Annotated in this window: 14 protein-coding genes; 8 read left to right on the top strand and 6 right to left on the bottom strand. The window is 65.6% G+C overall.

Annotated features, from left to right (window positions below; all coding sequences use genetic code 11):
• Positions 1–82: 82 nt before the first annotated feature.
• The 6 genes from ACCQ12_RS02325 to ACCQ12_RS02300 are packed head-to-tail and all read left to right on the top strand — an operon-like array spanning position 83 to position 6,032.
• Positions 83–2,911: a monovalent cation/H+ antiporter subunit A gene (locus ACCQ12_RS02325; protein WP_166751763.1), complete on the top strand. Its 2,829-nt coding sequence runs from the start codon at positions 83–85 to the stop codon at positions 2,909–2,911.
• Positions 2,911–3,285: a Na+/H+ antiporter subunit C gene (locus ACCQ12_RS02320; protein ID WP_039412723.1), complete on the top strand. Its 375-nt coding sequence runs from the start codon at positions 2,911–2,913 to the stop codon at positions 3,283–3,285. The genes ACCQ12_RS02325 and ACCQ12_RS02320 overlap by 1 nt, the downstream gene beginning before the upstream one ends.
• A complete protein-coding gene (locus tag ACCQ12_RS02315; RefSeq protein ID WP_184369110.1) occupies positions 3,282–4,826 on the top strand; it encodes a monovalent cation/H+ antiporter subunit D in 1,545 nt (514 codons plus the stop codon). Before ACCQ12_RS02320 ends, ACCQ12_RS02315 begins: the two co-directional genes overlap by 4 nt.
• Positions 4,823–5,329 (top strand): Na+/H+ antiporter subunit E, encoded by a 507-nt coding sequence (locus ACCQ12_RS02310; RefSeq protein WP_047693959.1) that lies wholly within the window; start codon positions 4,823–4,825, stop codon positions 5,327–5,329. The genes ACCQ12_RS02315 and ACCQ12_RS02310 overlap by 4 nt, the downstream gene beginning before the upstream one ends.
• Positions 5,326–5,610 (top strand): K+/H+ antiporter subunit F, encoded by a 285-nt coding sequence (locus ACCQ12_RS02305; protein WP_039412714.1) that lies wholly within the window; start codon positions 5,326–5,328, stop codon positions 5,608–5,610. Before ACCQ12_RS02310 ends, ACCQ12_RS02305 begins: the two co-directional genes overlap by 4 nt.
• On the top strand, positions 5,607–6,032 hold the full coding sequence (locus ACCQ12_RS02300) for a Na+/H+ antiporter subunit G (RefSeq protein ID WP_104579309.1): 426 nt from the start codon (positions 5,607–5,609) through the stop codon (positions 6,030–6,032). The genes ACCQ12_RS02305 and ACCQ12_RS02300 overlap by 4 nt, the downstream gene beginning before the upstream one ends.
• Positions 6,033–6,276: 244 nt before the next feature.
• Here ACCQ12_RS02300 and ACCQ12_RS02295 read toward each other — a convergent pair whose 3' ends face one another.
• A complete protein-coding gene (locus ACCQ12_RS02295) occupies positions 6,277–6,924 on the bottom strand; it encodes a lectin (RefSeq protein WP_372382840.1) in 648 nt (215 codons plus the stop codon).
• Between the two features lie 171 nt (positions 6,925–7,095).
• Between ACCQ12_RS02295 and ACCQ12_RS02290 the strand changes: the two genes are divergently transcribed.
• A complete protein-coding gene (locus tag ACCQ12_RS02290; protein ID WP_184369108.1) occupies positions 7,096–7,650 on the top strand; it encodes a hypothetical protein in 555 nt (184 codons plus the stop codon).
• A gap of 121 nt (positions 7,651–7,771) precedes the next feature.
• Here the strand turns inward: ACCQ12_RS02290 and hmgA are convergent, their stop codons facing one another.
• A complete protein-coding gene (gene hmgA / locus ACCQ12_RS02285) occupies positions 7,772–9,076 on the bottom strand; it encodes a homogentisate 1,2-dioxygenase (RefSeq protein ID WP_372382839.1) in 1,305 nt (434 codons plus the stop codon).
• A 218-nt stretch (positions 9,077–9,294) separates the two neighbouring features.
• Positions 9,295–10,410, bottom strand: a complete 1,116-nt coding sequence (gene hppD, locus ACCQ12_RS02280) for a 4-hydroxyphenylpyruvate dioxygenase (protein WP_047693950.1) — start codon at positions 10,408–10,410, stop codon at positions 9,295–9,297.
• Between the two features lie 121 nt (positions 10,411–10,531).
• Between hppD and ACCQ12_RS02275 the strand changes: the two genes are divergently transcribed.
• The gene (locus tag ACCQ12_RS02275) at positions 10,532–11,020 is read left to right on the top strand and encodes a MarR family winged helix-turn-helix transcriptional regulator (protein ID WP_039412698.1); all 489 of its coding nucleotides are present in this window, start codon (positions 10,532–10,534) and stop codon (positions 11,018–11,020) included.
• A gap of 848 nt (positions 11,021–11,868) precedes the next feature.
• On the opposite strand, the gene ACCQ12_RS02270 is transcribed toward ACCQ12_RS02275, so the two are convergent.
• From ACCQ12_RS02270 to ACCQ12_RS02260, 3 genes are all read right to left on the bottom strand, one after another.
• Positions 11,869–12,459, bottom strand: coding sequence for a thioredoxin family protein (locus ACCQ12_RS02270; protein WP_039412695.1), 591 nt, complete (start codon positions 12,457–12,459; stop codon positions 11,869–11,871).
• A gap of 11 nt (positions 12,460–12,470) precedes the next feature.
• Complete coding sequence (locus ACCQ12_RS02265) at positions 12,471–13,991, bottom strand: peptide MFS transporter (RefSeq protein ID WP_039412692.1); 1,521 nt, start codon at positions 13,989–13,991, stop codon at positions 12,471–12,473.
• 682 nt (positions 13,992–14,673) lie between these two features.
• Positions 14,674–15,561 carry a tryptophan 2,3-dioxygenase gene (locus ACCQ12_RS02260; RefSeq protein ID WP_166743671.1) on the bottom strand — a complete coding sequence of 296 codons (888 nt, stop codon included), beginning with the start codon at positions 15,559–15,561 and terminating at the stop codon, positions 14,674–14,676.
• Positions 15,562–15,968: the final 407 nt, after the last annotated feature.

Below are 15,968 nucleotides of genomic sequence, written 5' to 3'. Positions count from 1 at the left end.
GATGCAGCACCGGCGTTGACACGGACGTCAGTCAACGGTTTGTTAAGCTCTCTGGCCTGCTCGCGAATCTTGTGTTCCCTGCATGCCTTTTTCGTTGGAAATTCTGCTTGCGCTGCCATTCCTGATGGCGGCCGCCGCTGCGCTGTTCCGGCGCGCGCCCCGTTCGATCACCGCGTGGTTGGCTGCGGCCGCGCCGTTGGCGGGGTTGCTGGTGCTTGCCACACTCACGCCGGCAGTGCTGCGCGGTGAGGTGATTGCCAGCGAGCATGCATGGTTGCCGCAGATCGGCTTGCTGTTTTCGCTGCGGCTGGATGGCCTGGCCTGGATGTTTGCGCTGCTGGTGCTCGGCATCGGCGCCCTGGTGGTGCTGTATGCGCATTACTACCTGAGTGCACGCGACAGCGCATCGCGCTTTTTTGCGTATCTGCTGCTGTTCATGGGCGCGATGCTCGGCATGGTGCTGTCGGGCAATCTGCTGCTGTTGATGGTGTTCTGGGAACTCACCAGCATCAGCTCCTTCCTGCTGATCGGGTTCTGGTCGCATCGCAAGGATGCGCGCGAAGGCGCACGCATGGCGTTCGTGTTGACCGCCGGTGGCGGGCTTGCCCTGCTGGGCGGGGTCTTGATGATCGGCCGCATCGTCGGCAGTTTTCAGCTGGATGCGGTGCTGGCCGCCGGCGATGTGATCCGCGCCAGCCCGCTGTATCCGTATGCATTGGGCTTGGTGCTGCTGGGCATTTTCACCAAGAGCGCGCAGTTTCCGTTTCATTTCTGGTTGCCGCATGCGATGGCCGCGCCCACGCCGGTGTCGGCGTATCTGCACTCGGCCACGATGGTCAAGGCCGGTGTGTTTTTGCTGGCGCGGCTGCACCCTGCGCTGGCCGGCAGCGACCTGTTTTTCTATACGGTCACCAGCATCGGAGCGATCACGTTGTTGCTGGGAGCGTGGTACGCGATCTTCCAGCACGATCTCAAGGGCGTGCTGGCGTACTCGACCATTTCACATCTTGGCCTGATCACGATGCTGTTCGGCCTGTCCACGCCGATGGCGGTGGTGGCTGGCGTGTTCCACATCCTCAACCACGCGGTGTTCAAGGCCTCGTTGTTCATGGCTGCGGGCATCATCGACCACGAAACCGGCACGCGCGACATGCGCAAGCTGGGCAATCTGCGCCGATTGATGCCCGTTACCAGTGCGCTGGCGATCATCGCGTCGCTGGCCATGGCCGGCATTCCGTTGCTCAACGGATTCTTGTCGAAGGAAATGTTCTTCGCTGTGGCGCTGGAAACCGAAGCGCCGCAGCTGATGCGCATCCTGGCGAGCATCGCCGCCTTGCTGGCCGGCGTGCTTGGCGTGGCCTACAGCCTGCGCTTCGTGCACGACACGTTCTTTGGCGATGGCCCGCTCGATCTGGACACCACGCCGCACGAGCCGCCGCGCTGGATGCGCATCCCGGTGGATGTGCTGGTGCTGATCTGCCTGGCGGTGGGCATCGTGCCGGCCTGGACCGTGGCGCCGGTGCTGCGCGCCGGTGCCGGCGCCATTCTCGGCGATGCACTGCCCGACTACAGCCTGGCGCTGTGGCATGGCGTCAACTGGCCGCTGGCGATGAGCATCGCCGGCATGATCGGCGGGGCGCTGCTGTACGTTGCGATCCGTCGCATGCTGGATCTGTACGCGGTGCAGAACCGCTCGCCCGGCAAGGCCCTGTTCCACTGGAACCTGCGCACCTTGTTCAGCGCCACCGCCCGCATGACCGATGCGGTGACCAACGGCAACCTGCAGCGCATGCTGCTGCTGCTGGTACTGAGCGCGGTGGTGGTGGCACTGGTGCCGTTCCTGCAAGGGGGCGCGCTGCCGGAGTGGCCTGCTCCCACGCCCATGCCGCTGCTGGGCTGGACGGTGTGGCTGCTGTTGATCGCGTGCGCGTTGGGCAGCCTGTTCCTGTACAAGCAGCGCCTGCTGGCGGTGCTGGTGCTTGGTGGCACCGGCCTGGCGGTCAGCCTGACCTTCGTGTTCCTGTCCGCACCGGATCTTGCATTGACCCAGCTGCTGGTGGAGATGGTCACGCTGGTGCTGATGCTGCTGGCGATGAACTACCTGCCGGAGCGCTCGTTGCCGGAGCGCGCGCGGCTGCGCAAGTGTCGCGATGTCGCCATCGCAATCATTGGCGGCACCGGCCTGGCCGCGCTGGCGTATACCCTGATGACGCAACCCACCCACACCGTGGCCGGCGAGTTGCTGCAACGCGCGTTGCCTGAGGCGTATGGGCGCAACGTGGTCAACGTGATCCTGGTGGATTTCCGCGGCTTCGATACCTTCGGCGAGATCACCGTGTTCGCGATTGCCGGGCTGGTGGTGCATGCGCTGCTGCGACGCTCGCGGATGGCACCGGAGCGCACCATGCCGGGGCCGGCGATACGGCTGCCAGTACCGGCGGATCTGGCGCAGATCATGTTCCCGCTGACGCTCACCGTGTCGCTGTTCCTGTTCTTGCGCGGCCACAACGCGCCTGGCGGTGGCTTCATTGCCGGCCTGGTGCTGGCGGTGCCGTTGTTGATGCAGTACGTGATCCAGGGCACCGCGTCGGTGGAGTCGCGTTTCGGCTTCGACTACATCCGCTTGATCGGTATTGGCCTGTTGTGCGCATTGCTGAGCGGTGCCGGTTCGCTGCTGTTCGGGCTGCCGTTCCTGAGCAGCGGCCATGTCGATCTGCCGCTGCCGCTGCTGGGCGAGCTGGAGCTGGCCAGCGCATTGGGCTTCGACGTGGGGGTGTACCTGGTGGTGTTCGGTGCGGCGATGCTGATGCTGTCGATGATGGGCACGATCAAACCTTCGCGCACGCGTAGTTCGCAACGCGGCGAAATCGATCCCACCCAACGTTCGACACGCACCGCGGAGCAGCATTGATGGAATTGGCATTGGCAAGCGCGATCGGCGTCCTCACCGCCCTGGCGATCTATCTGCTGCTGCGTGCGCGCAGCTTCGATGTGATCCTGGGGATGACCTTCCTGTCGTACGCGACCAACCTGCTGATCTTCGCCGGCGGACGGCTGCGTGCCGGTCAGCCGCCGGTCTTGCGCGACGGCGTGCCGGTGGATCTGGAGCACTACACCGACCCGCTGCCACAGGCGCTGGTGCTGACCGCGATCGTGATCGCCTTTGCGATGACCGCGGTGAGCCTGGTGCTGGCGATCCGCAGCCGCAGCGACAATGGCAGCGACCACGTGGATGCGCATGAAGATGCCGCCACCGGTGTCGATACGCGGCAGGCGCGGCGATGAACCATTTGCTGATCCTGCCGATCCTGATCCCGATGCTGGGGGCGTCGGCGTCGCTGTTTGTCGAGCACCGCCGCTACGGGCCGCGCGTGCAGCGCAGCGTGGCCTGGGTGAGCATGGGCTTGCTGGCCGCCGCGGTGCTGGCGCTGTTTGCCCGCGCTGCCGAGGGCAACGTGCTGGTGTACCTGCTGGGCGATTGGCCGGCGCGGTTCGGCATCGTGCTGATGGGCGACCGGCTTTCTGCGTGGATGCTGTTGACCACACTGGTCCTGGGCGCGGCCTGCCTGCTGCATGCCTGCGCCGGCTGGGACCGCCGCGCGCCGCATTTCCATGCGCTGTTCCAGTTCCAGCTGATGGGTTTGAATGGTGCGTTCCTGACCGGCGACATCTTCAATCTGTTCGTGTTCTTCGAAGTGATGCTGATCGCCTCCTATGGGTTGTTGCTCAGCGGCGGACGTGGCCTGCAGATGCGTGTGGGCCTGCATTACGTGGTGTTCAATGTGTGCGCCTCGACCTTGTTCCTGATCGGGCTGGGGCTGCTGTTCGGCGTGTTCGGCACGCTCAACATGGCCGAGCTGTCGCAGCGCATCGCCGAGCTGCCGGCGCAGGATGTGCCGATGGCCAAGGCCACGCTCGGGCTGTTGCTGCTGGTGTTCTGCAGCAAGGCCGCCTTGTTGCCGCTGTACCTGTGGCTGCCGGAGACCTACTCGCGTGCACCGGCGGCGGTGGCGGCGCTGTTTGCGATCATGACCAAGGTAGGCCTGTACGCGGTCTTGCGCGTGTCGAGCCTGTGGTTTGGCGCCGGTGCCGGGGCCTTGCACGGCTTCGGCCGGCACGCGTTGCTGTGGCTGGGCATCGGCACGCTGCTGATGGCCGCATTCGGGGTGATGGCCGCCTCGCGGCTGCGGGTGATGGTGTCGTATCTGGTGGTATTTTCCGCGGCGACCCTGTTCATCGCCTTTTCGCTCGACGACGCAGGCGCGCTCGGCGCGGGCCTGTATTACCTGCCGCACAGCAGCTTCGTGGCCGCGGCGCTGTTCATGGTCTCGGACCTGATCCGGCGGCGGCGTGGCAGCGCCAGCGACCGCAAGGAAGTGGTGGCACCGCTACCGGGCCGCGCCATTCCGGGCACCATGTTCATGATCGCTGCCGTGGCGGTCGCCGGACTGCCGCCGTTGTCCGGCTTCCTGGCCAAGGCCGCGCTGCTGCAGCACGTGCCCGCAGGCCTGGTGGCGCCGGTCTGGGGCGCGGTCCTTGGCAGCAGCCTGCTGGTGGTGATCGGCCTGACCCGCGCCGGCGTGCGCCTGTTCTGGCGCGTGCCGGCGGCGGTGGAAGACACGCCCGAGCTGCAACCGCAGCGCCGTGGCCGCATGCGCCCGGTGGAAACGGCCGCCACGCTGCTGCTGCTGAGCGGGCTGGTGGCAATGACGGTCTGCGCCGGGCCGCTGATGCGCTACACCGACGATGCCGCAGCACAGCTGCGCGACCCCGGCCGCTATGTGGAACAGGTGCGCGCGGCCACCCCGCAACGGAGGCAGCCATGAACGCACGCGTGCCGTGGCGGCGACGGCTTTTTCCATCCGCGCCGTTGAGCGTGATGGTCTTCGTGTTCTGGCTGCTGCTCAGCGACAGCTTCGGCCCGCAGCAGTGGGTGCTGGGCGCGCTGCTGGGCGTGGTGGTGCCGATCTTCGCCGCACGGCTGGACCGCGAATTCGCCCGCATCGGCTCGCTGCGCTCGGTGCCGCGCATGCTGCTGGTGGCCGCAGGCGACATCGTGCGCTCCAATATCAAGGTCGCGGTACAGGTGCTCGGGCCGGAGTCGCGTATCCATCCCGGTTTCATCTGGGTGCCGCTGGATATCGCCAACATCCATGGCATTGCCGCGCTGACCAGCATGATCACGCTTACGCCCGGCACGGTGTCGGCTGCGCTGTCGGACGACCGCAAGTACCTGCTGGTGCATGTGCTGCATCTGGACGATCCGGACGCATTGATCGCCGAGATCAAGGCGCGCTACGAAAAGCCCCTGATGGAGATCTTTCCATGACCGGTCACATGTTCATCGAATCGACCATCGTCATCTGCATGCACGCGGTGGGCCTGGCCATCCTCATGGCACTGTGGCGACTGCTGCGCGGGCCGACGGTACCCGACCGCATCCTGGCGCTGGACACACTGTCCATCACCGCCATCGCCGAGTTGATGCTGCTGGGCATGTACCTGGATTCGCCGATCTACTTCGAGGCCGCGCTGGTGATTGCGATGCTGGGCTTCGGCAGCACCGTGGTGTTGAGCAAGTACGTGCTGCGCCGGGACATCGTCGAATGATCGCGCTCACCGAATATCTGCTGAGCGCGCTGCTGCTGGTCGGCACCTTCTTCATCCTGATCGGCGCCTTCGGGCTGGTGAAGCTGTCGGACTTTTTCAAGCGCCTGCATGCGCCGACCAAGGCCAGCACCCTGGGCGTGGGCTGCGTGCTGCTGGGCTCGGTGGGCTATCACCTGTTCCTGGGCGTGGACCCGCAGCCGCGCGAGTTGCTGATCACCGTCTTCCTGTTCATCACCGCACCGATCAGCGCCCACATGATGGCCAAGGCCGCGCTGTCGCTGATGATGGAAGATCGCCCGGAAGTACCCAATCACGGCGAAATGGAAAACGAAGGCCTGCCCACGCCGGCCAGCGACGGCGATATCGGCGAGAACGAGGAAACCGCCAGGCAGCACGAGCGGCCGTCGTCCGAGCCGCGCTAAGCGTGCGGCTGCGGCTGCGGCTGAGGCAGCGCTGGCTAGGGCTAGGGCGCAGTGTTCTTGCTGCGCGTGGCATGCTGGAGTGCGAACTGCGACTGAGTCGGATCGCACACGCACACGCATCGTTGCAGGCCCGTCGCCGCCACGTTGCGTGTCTGGCAGGCGTTGTTGTAATCGAGGCAACGCCGGGCAGGTCGCGTGCCACGCGTCTGACCGATGGCGTGGCGCCCTGCTCGCACGCAGGCGGCTAGCCACAGCCCTCGACGTAGTCCACCTGGGGCGGCTGCCCGACTCGCCAGCTGCTCACCCTGCCCTCGGCATCGGTCTCGAATACCAGCGCCGACGAGGTGGCGGCATCGGCATGCCGCAGCGTCTGCGCGCCCGGCAGGTATTTGTGCGGCTGCGCGTCAAGCCCCTGCGGATACAACCCGCGCAGCTGCGCCAGCGTCATGCCGACCTTGCCGCCCCCTGGCGCAACTTCCCTGCGCTCAGTGGTCTGGTAACGGACCAGGTGATCGCCTTCGAACATGAAACCGAATTCCCGCGCATCCCGGGCCCATTGCGGACGCAGCAGGTAGCAGCCGCCATCGCTGGCTGCGCTGCCGCGCAGCTCGCCGCCCCACGCTGCGCGCGCCTGCGTGGCATCCATGCCCAGGCGCAGGTCGCCGTAGCCATCCATCCGCGCAAGCGTGGTGGGCTGCGGCCGCACCTGCGGTGGAAACGTGCCTACCGGCGCCGTGGCCGGCGGTACCGCGTCCGCGGGCTGGTCGTTGGCGGACGCCACCGGCGTGTGGGCCGCCTCGGCCGGCGCTGCTGCAGCCGACGTGTCGTCCGCGCGATGGCAGCCGGCAACGACCAGCACCATTCCCAGCAAGCCAGACAATCTGGATGTCATCGATATGCTCCTGTGCGTTGGCCAAGCGTACACAGCGCGCAGGGTGGCGGTGTGGAGGTGAGGTCATTGCCACCGATGCTGGCACTGGCACGTACGGTGCAAGGTGTCGCGCCAATGTCATCGGCGTTTCATTGGCAACGCTCACCCTGCCGGCTTCGCAGGACCGCCGCCATGACCCCACGCAAGACCGCACTCGCCCTGACTGCGCTGCAGTCGCATCGCAGCCCGCTGACCCTGCTGCAGCGCCGTGCGTTGATCCTGGCCGATGGCCAACGTGACTTGACCGCACTTGCGCGGTTGCTGGGCGACAACGGCGCCGCACTGGTGCAGACGCTGTGTGCAATGGGCTATCTGACGCCTGCCGACGGCAGCGCGAAGGCCGCCGTGCCCGAGACCGATGCACGTACCGTAGGCTCCACGATTGCAACGGCGCCCACGGTGGCCCAGACCCTGCAAGCGCTGCCCACCGCCGACGACCTGCACCGCCAGCGCCGGCGCGCGGCCACCAACGCCCGGCTGTATCTGCTGGACATCCTGCAATTGCAGCGCAACCCGGCCGCCGCAGTACTGCATCGCCAGCTGCAGGCGGCGCGTGCGGACGACGCGATCGGCATCGCCATCGGCGTGGCATTGCAGGAGCTGCCGCAGTTCACCTCGGCCTCGTACGCCGAACGCGTGCGGGCGCGTATCGGCGAACTGCTTCCGGAGGCATTGCAGGCCGCCTGATTGCAGCCCGCTCGTCGATGCGTGGCGGTTGCCGCAAGGACAGGGTCACTGGCGATCACGTGCTTGATCGCCTGTGCGCCTCTGCGTCAGTTGGCGCGACCCGCTTTCCCTGCGGCGCTGCTCAGTCCGTGGACGGATTGGTGAATGCAGCACGCAGGCCGGACCAGCACTGCTGATAGTCGCCCTGCCGATGACTGGCCTGCAGCGCCTGTTGAGTGGGGCGCAGCACCGCACGGGTTTCGAACATGAAAGCCATGGTGTCGGCAATGACGTCCGGACGCGTCAGGTCCGCCTGCGAAGCCTTCTCGAACGTCGCCGCATCCGGGCCGTGCCCGCTCATGCAGTTGTGCAGCGATGCACCGCCGGGTGCGAACCCCTCGGCCTTGGCGTCGTAGACGCCCTGCACCAGGCCCATGAATTCGCTGGCCACATTGCGGTGGAACCATGGCGGGCGGAAGGTGTGCTGCGCCACCAGCCAGCGCGGCGGGAAGATCGCAAAGTCCATGTTTGCGGTGCCGTGCGTGTCGCTGGGCGAGGTCAGTACGGTAAAGATGCTGGGATCGGGGTGATCGAAACTGATCGAACCGATGGTGTTGAAGCGGCGCAGGTCGTAGCGATATGGCGCGTAATTGCCGTGCCAGGCAACCACATCCAGCGGCGAGTGGCCAATGGTGGCACGCCACAGATGACCCTGGAATTTGGCGACCAGTTCGAACGCGCCTTCGCGTTGTTCGAAGGCTGCATGCGGGGTTTCGAAATCGCGCGGGTTGGCCAGCCCGTTGGAGCCGATCGGCCCCAGGTCGGGCAAGCGCAGCAGGCCACCGAAGTTTTCGCACACGTAGCCGCGTGCGGTGCCATCCAGCAATTCAACCCGAAACCGCACGCCGCGTGGAATCACGCCGATCTGCTGCGGCTCCAGGTCGAGCACACCCAGCTCGGTGCACACGCGCAGCCGGCCCAGCTGCGGCACCAGCAACAACTCGCCATCGGCGTTATAGAAGAACCGCTCGTGCATGGAGGCATTGGCGGCATACAGATGCACGGCCACGCCCGTCATCGTCTCGGGGCCGCCATTGCCTGCCATGGTGTACAGGCCATCGACAAAATCGGTAGGTACGGATGGCAGCGGCAACGGGTTCCAGCGCAGCTGATCCGGCGGCACCGGGCCGCTGCCGAAGGCGTTGTGCACGTGCGACTGCTCGATCAACGAAAAACTGCCATGCACGGCGGCCGGACGAATGCGATATAGCCAGCTGCGCCGGTTCTCGCCGCGCGGCGCGGTGAACGCGGTGCCAGACAACTGCTCGGCATACAGCCCATGCGCCACGCGCTGCGGCGAGTTCTGCCCGACCGGTAGAGCACCGGCAACGGCTTCGGTGGCGAACTCGTTGCCGAAGCCGGTCATGTAGCGCTGTGGATTGTGCATGGCATGCGTCCGAATGAGCCCCAAGGAGGCTGGGATTTAAGCCCTCTCCCACCGGGAGGGGGTTGGGGTGAGGGTACGGGGTAGCGACTATTATGAAGATCGCCTCAACCACCGCATCCAGCGACAGCAAGACGTTCGGCATCACCCGCAATACCACGCCTCACGTAGCAACGAGCGACTGAAACGAATCCCGAATCACCACTCCCGAATCCCAGCCCTCAAAGCACCCCACGCTTGATCTGGTCGCGCTCGATGCTTTCGAACAACGCCTGGAAATTGCCTTCGCCGAAGCCTTCATTGCCCTTGCGCTGGATGATCTCGAAGAAGATCGGGCCGATGCAGTTGGTGGTGAAGATCTGCAGCAGCTTGCGTTGCTTGGTATCCGGATCGGCATCGATCAGGATCTTGTTGCGGCGCAAGCGTTCGACATCTTCGCCGTGCTCGGGAATGCGCAGGTCCACCACGTCGAAATAGGTGTCCGGCGTATCCAGGAAGCTCACGCCGGCGGCGCGCATCTTCTCCACGCTGGTGTAGATGTCGTCGGTGAAGCAGGCGATGTGCTGGATGCCTTCGCCCTGATAGGCGTCCAGATACTCGTTGATCTGGCTCTTGGGGTCGGACGATTCATTGAGCGGGATGCGCACGATGCCGTCCGGGGCGGTCATCGCCTTGGACACCAGGCCGGTCTTGGCGCCCTTGATGTCGAAGTAGCGGATCTCGCGGAAGTTGAACAAGCGCTCGTAGTAATCCGACCAGCGCTGCATGTTGCCGAAATACAGGTTGTGGGTGAGGTGGTCGATGAAGGTCAGCCCGAAGCCAGCCGGGTGCTGGTCGGCGCCTTCGATCGGTTCGAAGTCGGCATCGTAGATGCTGCCCGCATCGCCGTAGCGGTCCACCAGGTACAGCATGCAGTCGCCGATGCCCTTGACCACCGGTGCCGGCACCGCGCGGGTGTCGGGCTTGTTCTGCACCGCTTCGCCGCCGTTGCCCAGCACCGTCTGCAGCACCGTGTCGGCCGGCGTGCGGAAGCGGATGGCAAAGCCGCAGGCGCAGGGGCCGTGCGCGGCGGCGAAATCGGCCGCGAACGAATCGGGGTCTTCGTTGAGCAGGAAGTTGACCCCGCCCTGGCGATAGACGGTAATGGGGCGGCTGCGGTGACGCAGCACGGCGCTGAAGCCCATCGCGCGGAAATAGTCGTGCAGCTGCGCCGCCTGGCCGGCCGGTGCGGCGAACTCGACGAATTCGAACCCGTCGATGCCCATCGGATTGTCAAAGGTGGTGACCTGCATACCCGGATCCGGGCGGGCTACAGTGGTGTTCGGTTGTGCGCTCATCGTCGTTTCTCCACGCTGGGGCGTCGCAGGGCTATGCGGACTAGCAGAAGACCCGCGAGAATGCGCAGGCCACCCTCCGTTTGTAGTTGCAAATGAAACCAAAATCAAGACACAGTGCAACATGAGCGATCACGACGCCCCCCATCCGCCGCAACACCCCGTGCTGCTCAACCTGGAGCAGTTCCTGCCGTATCGGCTGAGCGTGCTGTCCAACCGCATCAGCAGCAATATCGCCAAGGTATACGGCGATCGTTACGGCATGGCGATTCCCGAGTGGCGGGTGATCACCATCCTGGCGCTGTATCCGGGCTCTTCGGCCAGCGAGGTCTCCGACCGCACGGCGATGGACAAGGTGGCAGTGAGCCGCGCAGTGGCCCGGCTGCTGGAGCGCGGCTTCATCCGCCGCGAAACCCATGGCGACGACCGCCGCCGTTCGATGCTGGCACTGTCGCCGGCCGGGCGCCAGGTCTATGAGACCGTCGCGCCGCTGGTCAACGAGATGGAACAGCGTCTGATGTCGGTGTTCAGCGACGAGGAACAGCAACTGCTGGAACGGCTGATCGACCGGCTGGCCAAGGACGGGCTACCACGCATGGCCGGCAAGGACTGAGGGCAGGCTTCGCTCGCCCCCATCCGCCCTGCGGGCACCTTCCCCCGCAAGCGGGAGAAGGAAGCGCTCCTGATTGTTCGGCTGACCAGGGACCGGCTGCCACGCATGGTCGGCAAAGACTGACGGCACGCGCTTCGCTCCCCCCATCCGCCCTGCGGGCACCTTCCCCCCGCAAGCGGGAGAAGGAAGCGCTCCGACCAATGCGCATCCAGCCACGCTCCTTTTTCCCGCTTGCGGGAGAAGGTGCGCTCCGGCCAACGCGCAACCAACCACACTCCCTTTTCCCGCGCGCGGGAGAAGGCGCCAGGTTTACGAGACCGTCGCTGCGTTGGTCAGCGAGATGGACCAGTGGCTGATGTCGATCTTCAGCGCCGACGGGGGCAGCCGTTGCTGAAGCACCTGATTGTTCGGCTGACCAGGGACCGGCTGCCACCCATGGCAGGCAAGGACTGACGGCACGCGCTTCGCTCGCCCCCCATCCGCCCTGCGGGCACCTTCCCCCGCAAGCGGGAGAAGGAAGCGCTCCGGCCAATGCGCGTCCAACGACACTCTCTTCCCCAGCTCGCGGGAGACGGTGGCGCTCCGGCCAACGCACAACTGACCAAACTTCCTTCTCCCGCTCGCAGGAGAAGGTGGCGCTCTGGCCACCGTGCAACCAACCGCACGGCTCCGGCCACCGTGCAACCAACCGCACGGCTCCGGCCACCGTGCAACCAACCGCACTCCCTTCTCCCGCTTGCGGGAGAAGGTGGCGCAACGCGCCGGATGAGGGCCGCTCCTCGGCGAATCCTCGCAGACACTGGCCGGCCGCACACTTACACGCACGCACGCCGCACCGTGAGGCGCGCTCAGGCTTCTGGCGGTGCCCACTGCTTGAGGAAATCGAACAGCTTCTTGCGATCGAAACCCTCGCCCTTGCGCAGCTCCGGGCCGGCCTGGGTGGTCAGCAGCTTGCCGTCGTTGTCCAGCACCAGCAGCGACGGGTAGTCGTTGAGCTGGGCGAACTGCGACAGGAACGCGGCGTTTTCATTGGCCGCATCGCGATTGACCTTGACCACCACGAAATGCGCATCGCGGAAGCTGCGCAGCTCGGCGTCGCCGCCCATCAGCTCGTCCAACGCCTTGCACGGCTCGCAGGCGGCATTGCCGACATTGAGCACGATGCGCTTGCCGCCGCGCTTGGCCTCGACCTTAGCGGTTTCCAGATCCGCCGCCGGATCGCGGGAGGGGTCGTACTGCGCGTTGAGTGCGGCCGCCGCGGCGATATCGGCCGCGGTCGGCGTGTTGCCCGAGGACACCGGCTGGCTGGGGTCGGCGCTGGGGGGTTTCTGCATCGACGTATCCAGCGGCCGTGGCGCCTCCTGTTGCTCGGTGGGCTGCCCGCAGGCGCTCAACAGGCCCGTCAGCAGCAGGCCACAGACCAGGGGTTTGATCGGCATCGCTTTTCTCCTCACTTCACACCATGCATCAGTTTGTTGATCAGCGGCGCGATCAGGAACAGCAGCGCGCCGGCGCCCACCAGCGCCCAGAACCCGAAGGTATATCCGCCCAGCGCCGACGCCACGCTCATGCCCTCGCTTCCGCTGACATGCCCGGCAAAGATACCCGACAGGTTGTTGCCGATGCCGGTGGACAAAAACCAGCCACCCATGCCGAAACCGACCAGGCGCACCGGCGCCAGCTTGGTCACCATCGACAGGCCGATCGGCGACAGGCACAGCTCACCCACCGACTGGATGACGTAGACCATGAACAAGGTCCAGAACGGGATCTTGCCGGCATCGCTCACCAGGCTGGACAGCGCGAACATCAGCAGCAGGAAGGCCAGGCCGTTGAAGATCAGACCCAGGCCGAACTTGCGCGGAATCGACGGATTGAAGCGGCCGGACTTGACCCAGATCCAGGCAATGACCGGTGCCAGCGCGATGATGGCGATGGAGTTGACCGACTGGAACCACGCGGTCGGGAAGGTCCAGCTGCCGAAGTTGCGGTTGACGATGTTGTCTGCCAGGAAGGTGAACGAGCTGCCGGCCTGCTCGAAGAACATCCAGAACAGCACGTTGAAGGCGAAGATGATCAGCATCGCGATCACCTTGTCGCGCTGCACCTTGCCCTCGCGAATGCCTTCCACCAGCAGCATCACCGACAGCCCGATGAACAGCGCCGTCAGCACGATCTGCAATACGTCCGCACCCACGGCGAGCAGGAAGTACACACCCGGGATTGCCAGCAGGCAGCCCACCAGCACCATCAGCACGCGGCCGAGACCCTGCGCGTGCGGTGCCGGCGCGCCGATGCCCTTGAGCTGGGCGCGGCCGATCCAGAACCACACCAGGCTCACCAGCATGCCCACGCCGGAGGCCATGAACACCATCTTGTACGCCGGCATCGCCTCGGTGCCGAACACCTTTTCGGCCAGCAGCTGGGTCAGCACCGGCGAGATCATCGCACCCAGGTTGATACCCATGTAGAAGATGGTGAAGCCGCTGTCGCGGCGCGGATCGGCCACCGAATACAGCTTGCCGACCATGGTGGAGATGTTCGGCTTGAACAGGCCGTTGCCCACCACCACGGTGGCCAGGCCGATCTCGAACATGGTGTGGTCGGGAATGGCGATCAGGAACAGGCCGGTGGCCATCACCGCCGCGCCCACCAGGATCGAGCGTTGGTAGCCGAGCACGCGGTCGGCCACGTAGCCGCCGAAGATCGCCGCCGCATACACCAGCGCCAGATACGCGCCGTAGGTGCGCCCTGCCGGCGCCTGGCCGGTGGCATCGCCGCCAAAGAACTGCGCCACGATGTACAGCACCAGCGCCCAGCGAATGCCGTAGAACGCAAAGCGTTCCCAGAATTCGGTCATGAACAGCATCCACAGCGGCCGGGGGTGGCCGAGCAACGTGGGGAACTCGGGAGGCGCAGGCGGCTGCGGCGGAGTGGAAGCGGATGTCGGCGCAGTTGCGTCAACGCTCATGTGGAGTCCCTTGCGTATTCAGTAATGGCTGGGTGCACCAGGGCCGAACCCTGGGCGACGCGCGAGGATCACTTAGACGTCATGTACGCGTCAAATTCGCCGGAGTCGGCGGCCTGATGACAGTGGTTGGATTGGGTGTGATTTGGCAGGGTGTGATGGGTATCTCACCTGCGTGTGCGAGACCATGGCCAGTGCCAAGGATGGCAATGCCTTATCGCCCCGCCGGGAGAGGGGCTTCAAAACATGGCGGCCATGCCTGCATTCCCTTCTCCCGCTGGGAGAAGGTGCCCGTAGGGCGGATGAGGGTGCGGTGCCGCTGGATGGTGCCGATTGCGGGACTCGCCTTGGCTCTGGCTGATGCATAGGGATGAAGCCCGTACCCTCACCCCAACCCCCGCTCCGCGCCCCGGCCCGCGCTCGCGGCGCGGGCGCTCCAAGGCAAGCGCGCCCGTGCGCGCAAGCAATGCCTTATCGCCCCGCTGGGAGAGGGGCTCAGAACATGGCGGCCATGCCCGCATTCCCTTCTCCCGCCGGGAGAAGGTGCCCGTAGGGCGGATGAGGGTGCGGTGCCGCTGGATGCTGCCGATTGCGGGACTCGCCTTGGCTCTGGCTGATCCATAGGGGTGAAGCCCGTACCCTCACCCCAACCCTTCTCCCGCCGGGAGAGGGGCTTCCGCGCGCTCTAACGTACCGCACTGCCCTGCGGTGGGCGGCTGTCCACGCCCACCGACGTGCGCACGTCGAACAGTTCCGGGAAAAATGTCAGTGCCAGCGCCTGCTGCAAAAATCCCACACCGCTGGAGCCGCCGGTGCCGCGCTTGAAGCCGATCACCCGCATCACCGTGCGCATGTGGCGGAAGCGCCATAGCTGGAACTGCGTCTCCACATCCACCAGGTCTTCGCACAGCGAATACTCGCGCCAGTAGCGGTCAGTGTTTTCGTAGATGCGCTCGAACACCGGGCGCAGGCTGTCGTCGGCCACGTGCGCGGCGGTCCAGTCGCGGGCCTGATACTGCTGCGGAATCGCATGCCCGAAGCGCGCCAGATAGCGCAGGAATTCCTCGTACAGACTCGGCGCTTCCAGCACTTCGCGCAGCCGCGCCTGGCCCTGCGGGTCGTAGGCGAATACCTGCAGCATCTGCGGGTTCTTGTTGCCGAGCAGAAACTCGATGTAGCGGTATTGCAGCGATTGGAAGCCCGACGAGGGGCCGAGCACATCGCGAAAGCCCATGTACTCGCTGGGCGTGAGCGTCTCCAGCACCGACCACTGTTCGGTGAGCTGGCGCAGCACCTGCTTGCTGCGCGCCAGCACCTTGCGGCATTGCCAGACCTCATCGCGCTGCAAGTGCACGATGGCCGCGCGCAGTTCGTGCGCCAGCAGCTTCAGCCACAGCTCGGAGGTCTGGTGCTGGATGATGAACAGCATTTCGTCGTGATGCGCCGGCTCGGACAGCGGCTGCTGCGCGGACAACAGCTGGTCCAGCCGCAGATAGCCGCCATAGGTCAGCCGCCCCTCTAGATCGGTGTGGATGCCGGGTTCCAGGTCACGCAGGTTCTTGTCGACGGGCATGGCGCAGCGCTGAAGATCGGGCCACGCAGGGTAGCGCAGCAGCGGCGGGGAATCGGGAATCGGGAATCGGGAATCGGGAATGGGGAATGGGGAATGGGGAATGGGAATGGGGAATGGCGGATGGGGAATGGCGGATGGGGAGGAGTATTCGGCCACGGCCATGCCGGCCATGGCTGGCTGCTTGCAGCCCCGGCGGGATTCCCCGAGGGAATCGGGGCCAGCAGGTTCCTCGCAGAAAGCCCATACGCACGATTCGTACGCCCAGGCTCCGCGTCGAGGCCGCTTCTTTCACCTCTGAACCACTCAGCACGGGTCCGGCGCAGTCGCAGCCACTGCGCCGCTGTCACCCTATCGTCAACCTAGGTCTGCAAATTCATGCAGAATCGAACGGCGCTGCCGGCCAGGGA

Origin of the sequence: Xanthomonas sp. NCPPB 1068, from assembly GCF_041479385.2 — a bacterium.
In the GTDB taxonomy this organism is placed as follows: domain Bacteria; phylum Pseudomonadota; class Gammaproteobacteria; order Xanthomonadales; family Xanthomonadaceae; genus Xanthomonas; species Xanthomonas cannabis.
Note: the sequence above shows the minus strand (reverse complement) of the source record. Positions and strands in the feature narration are given on the sequence as shown.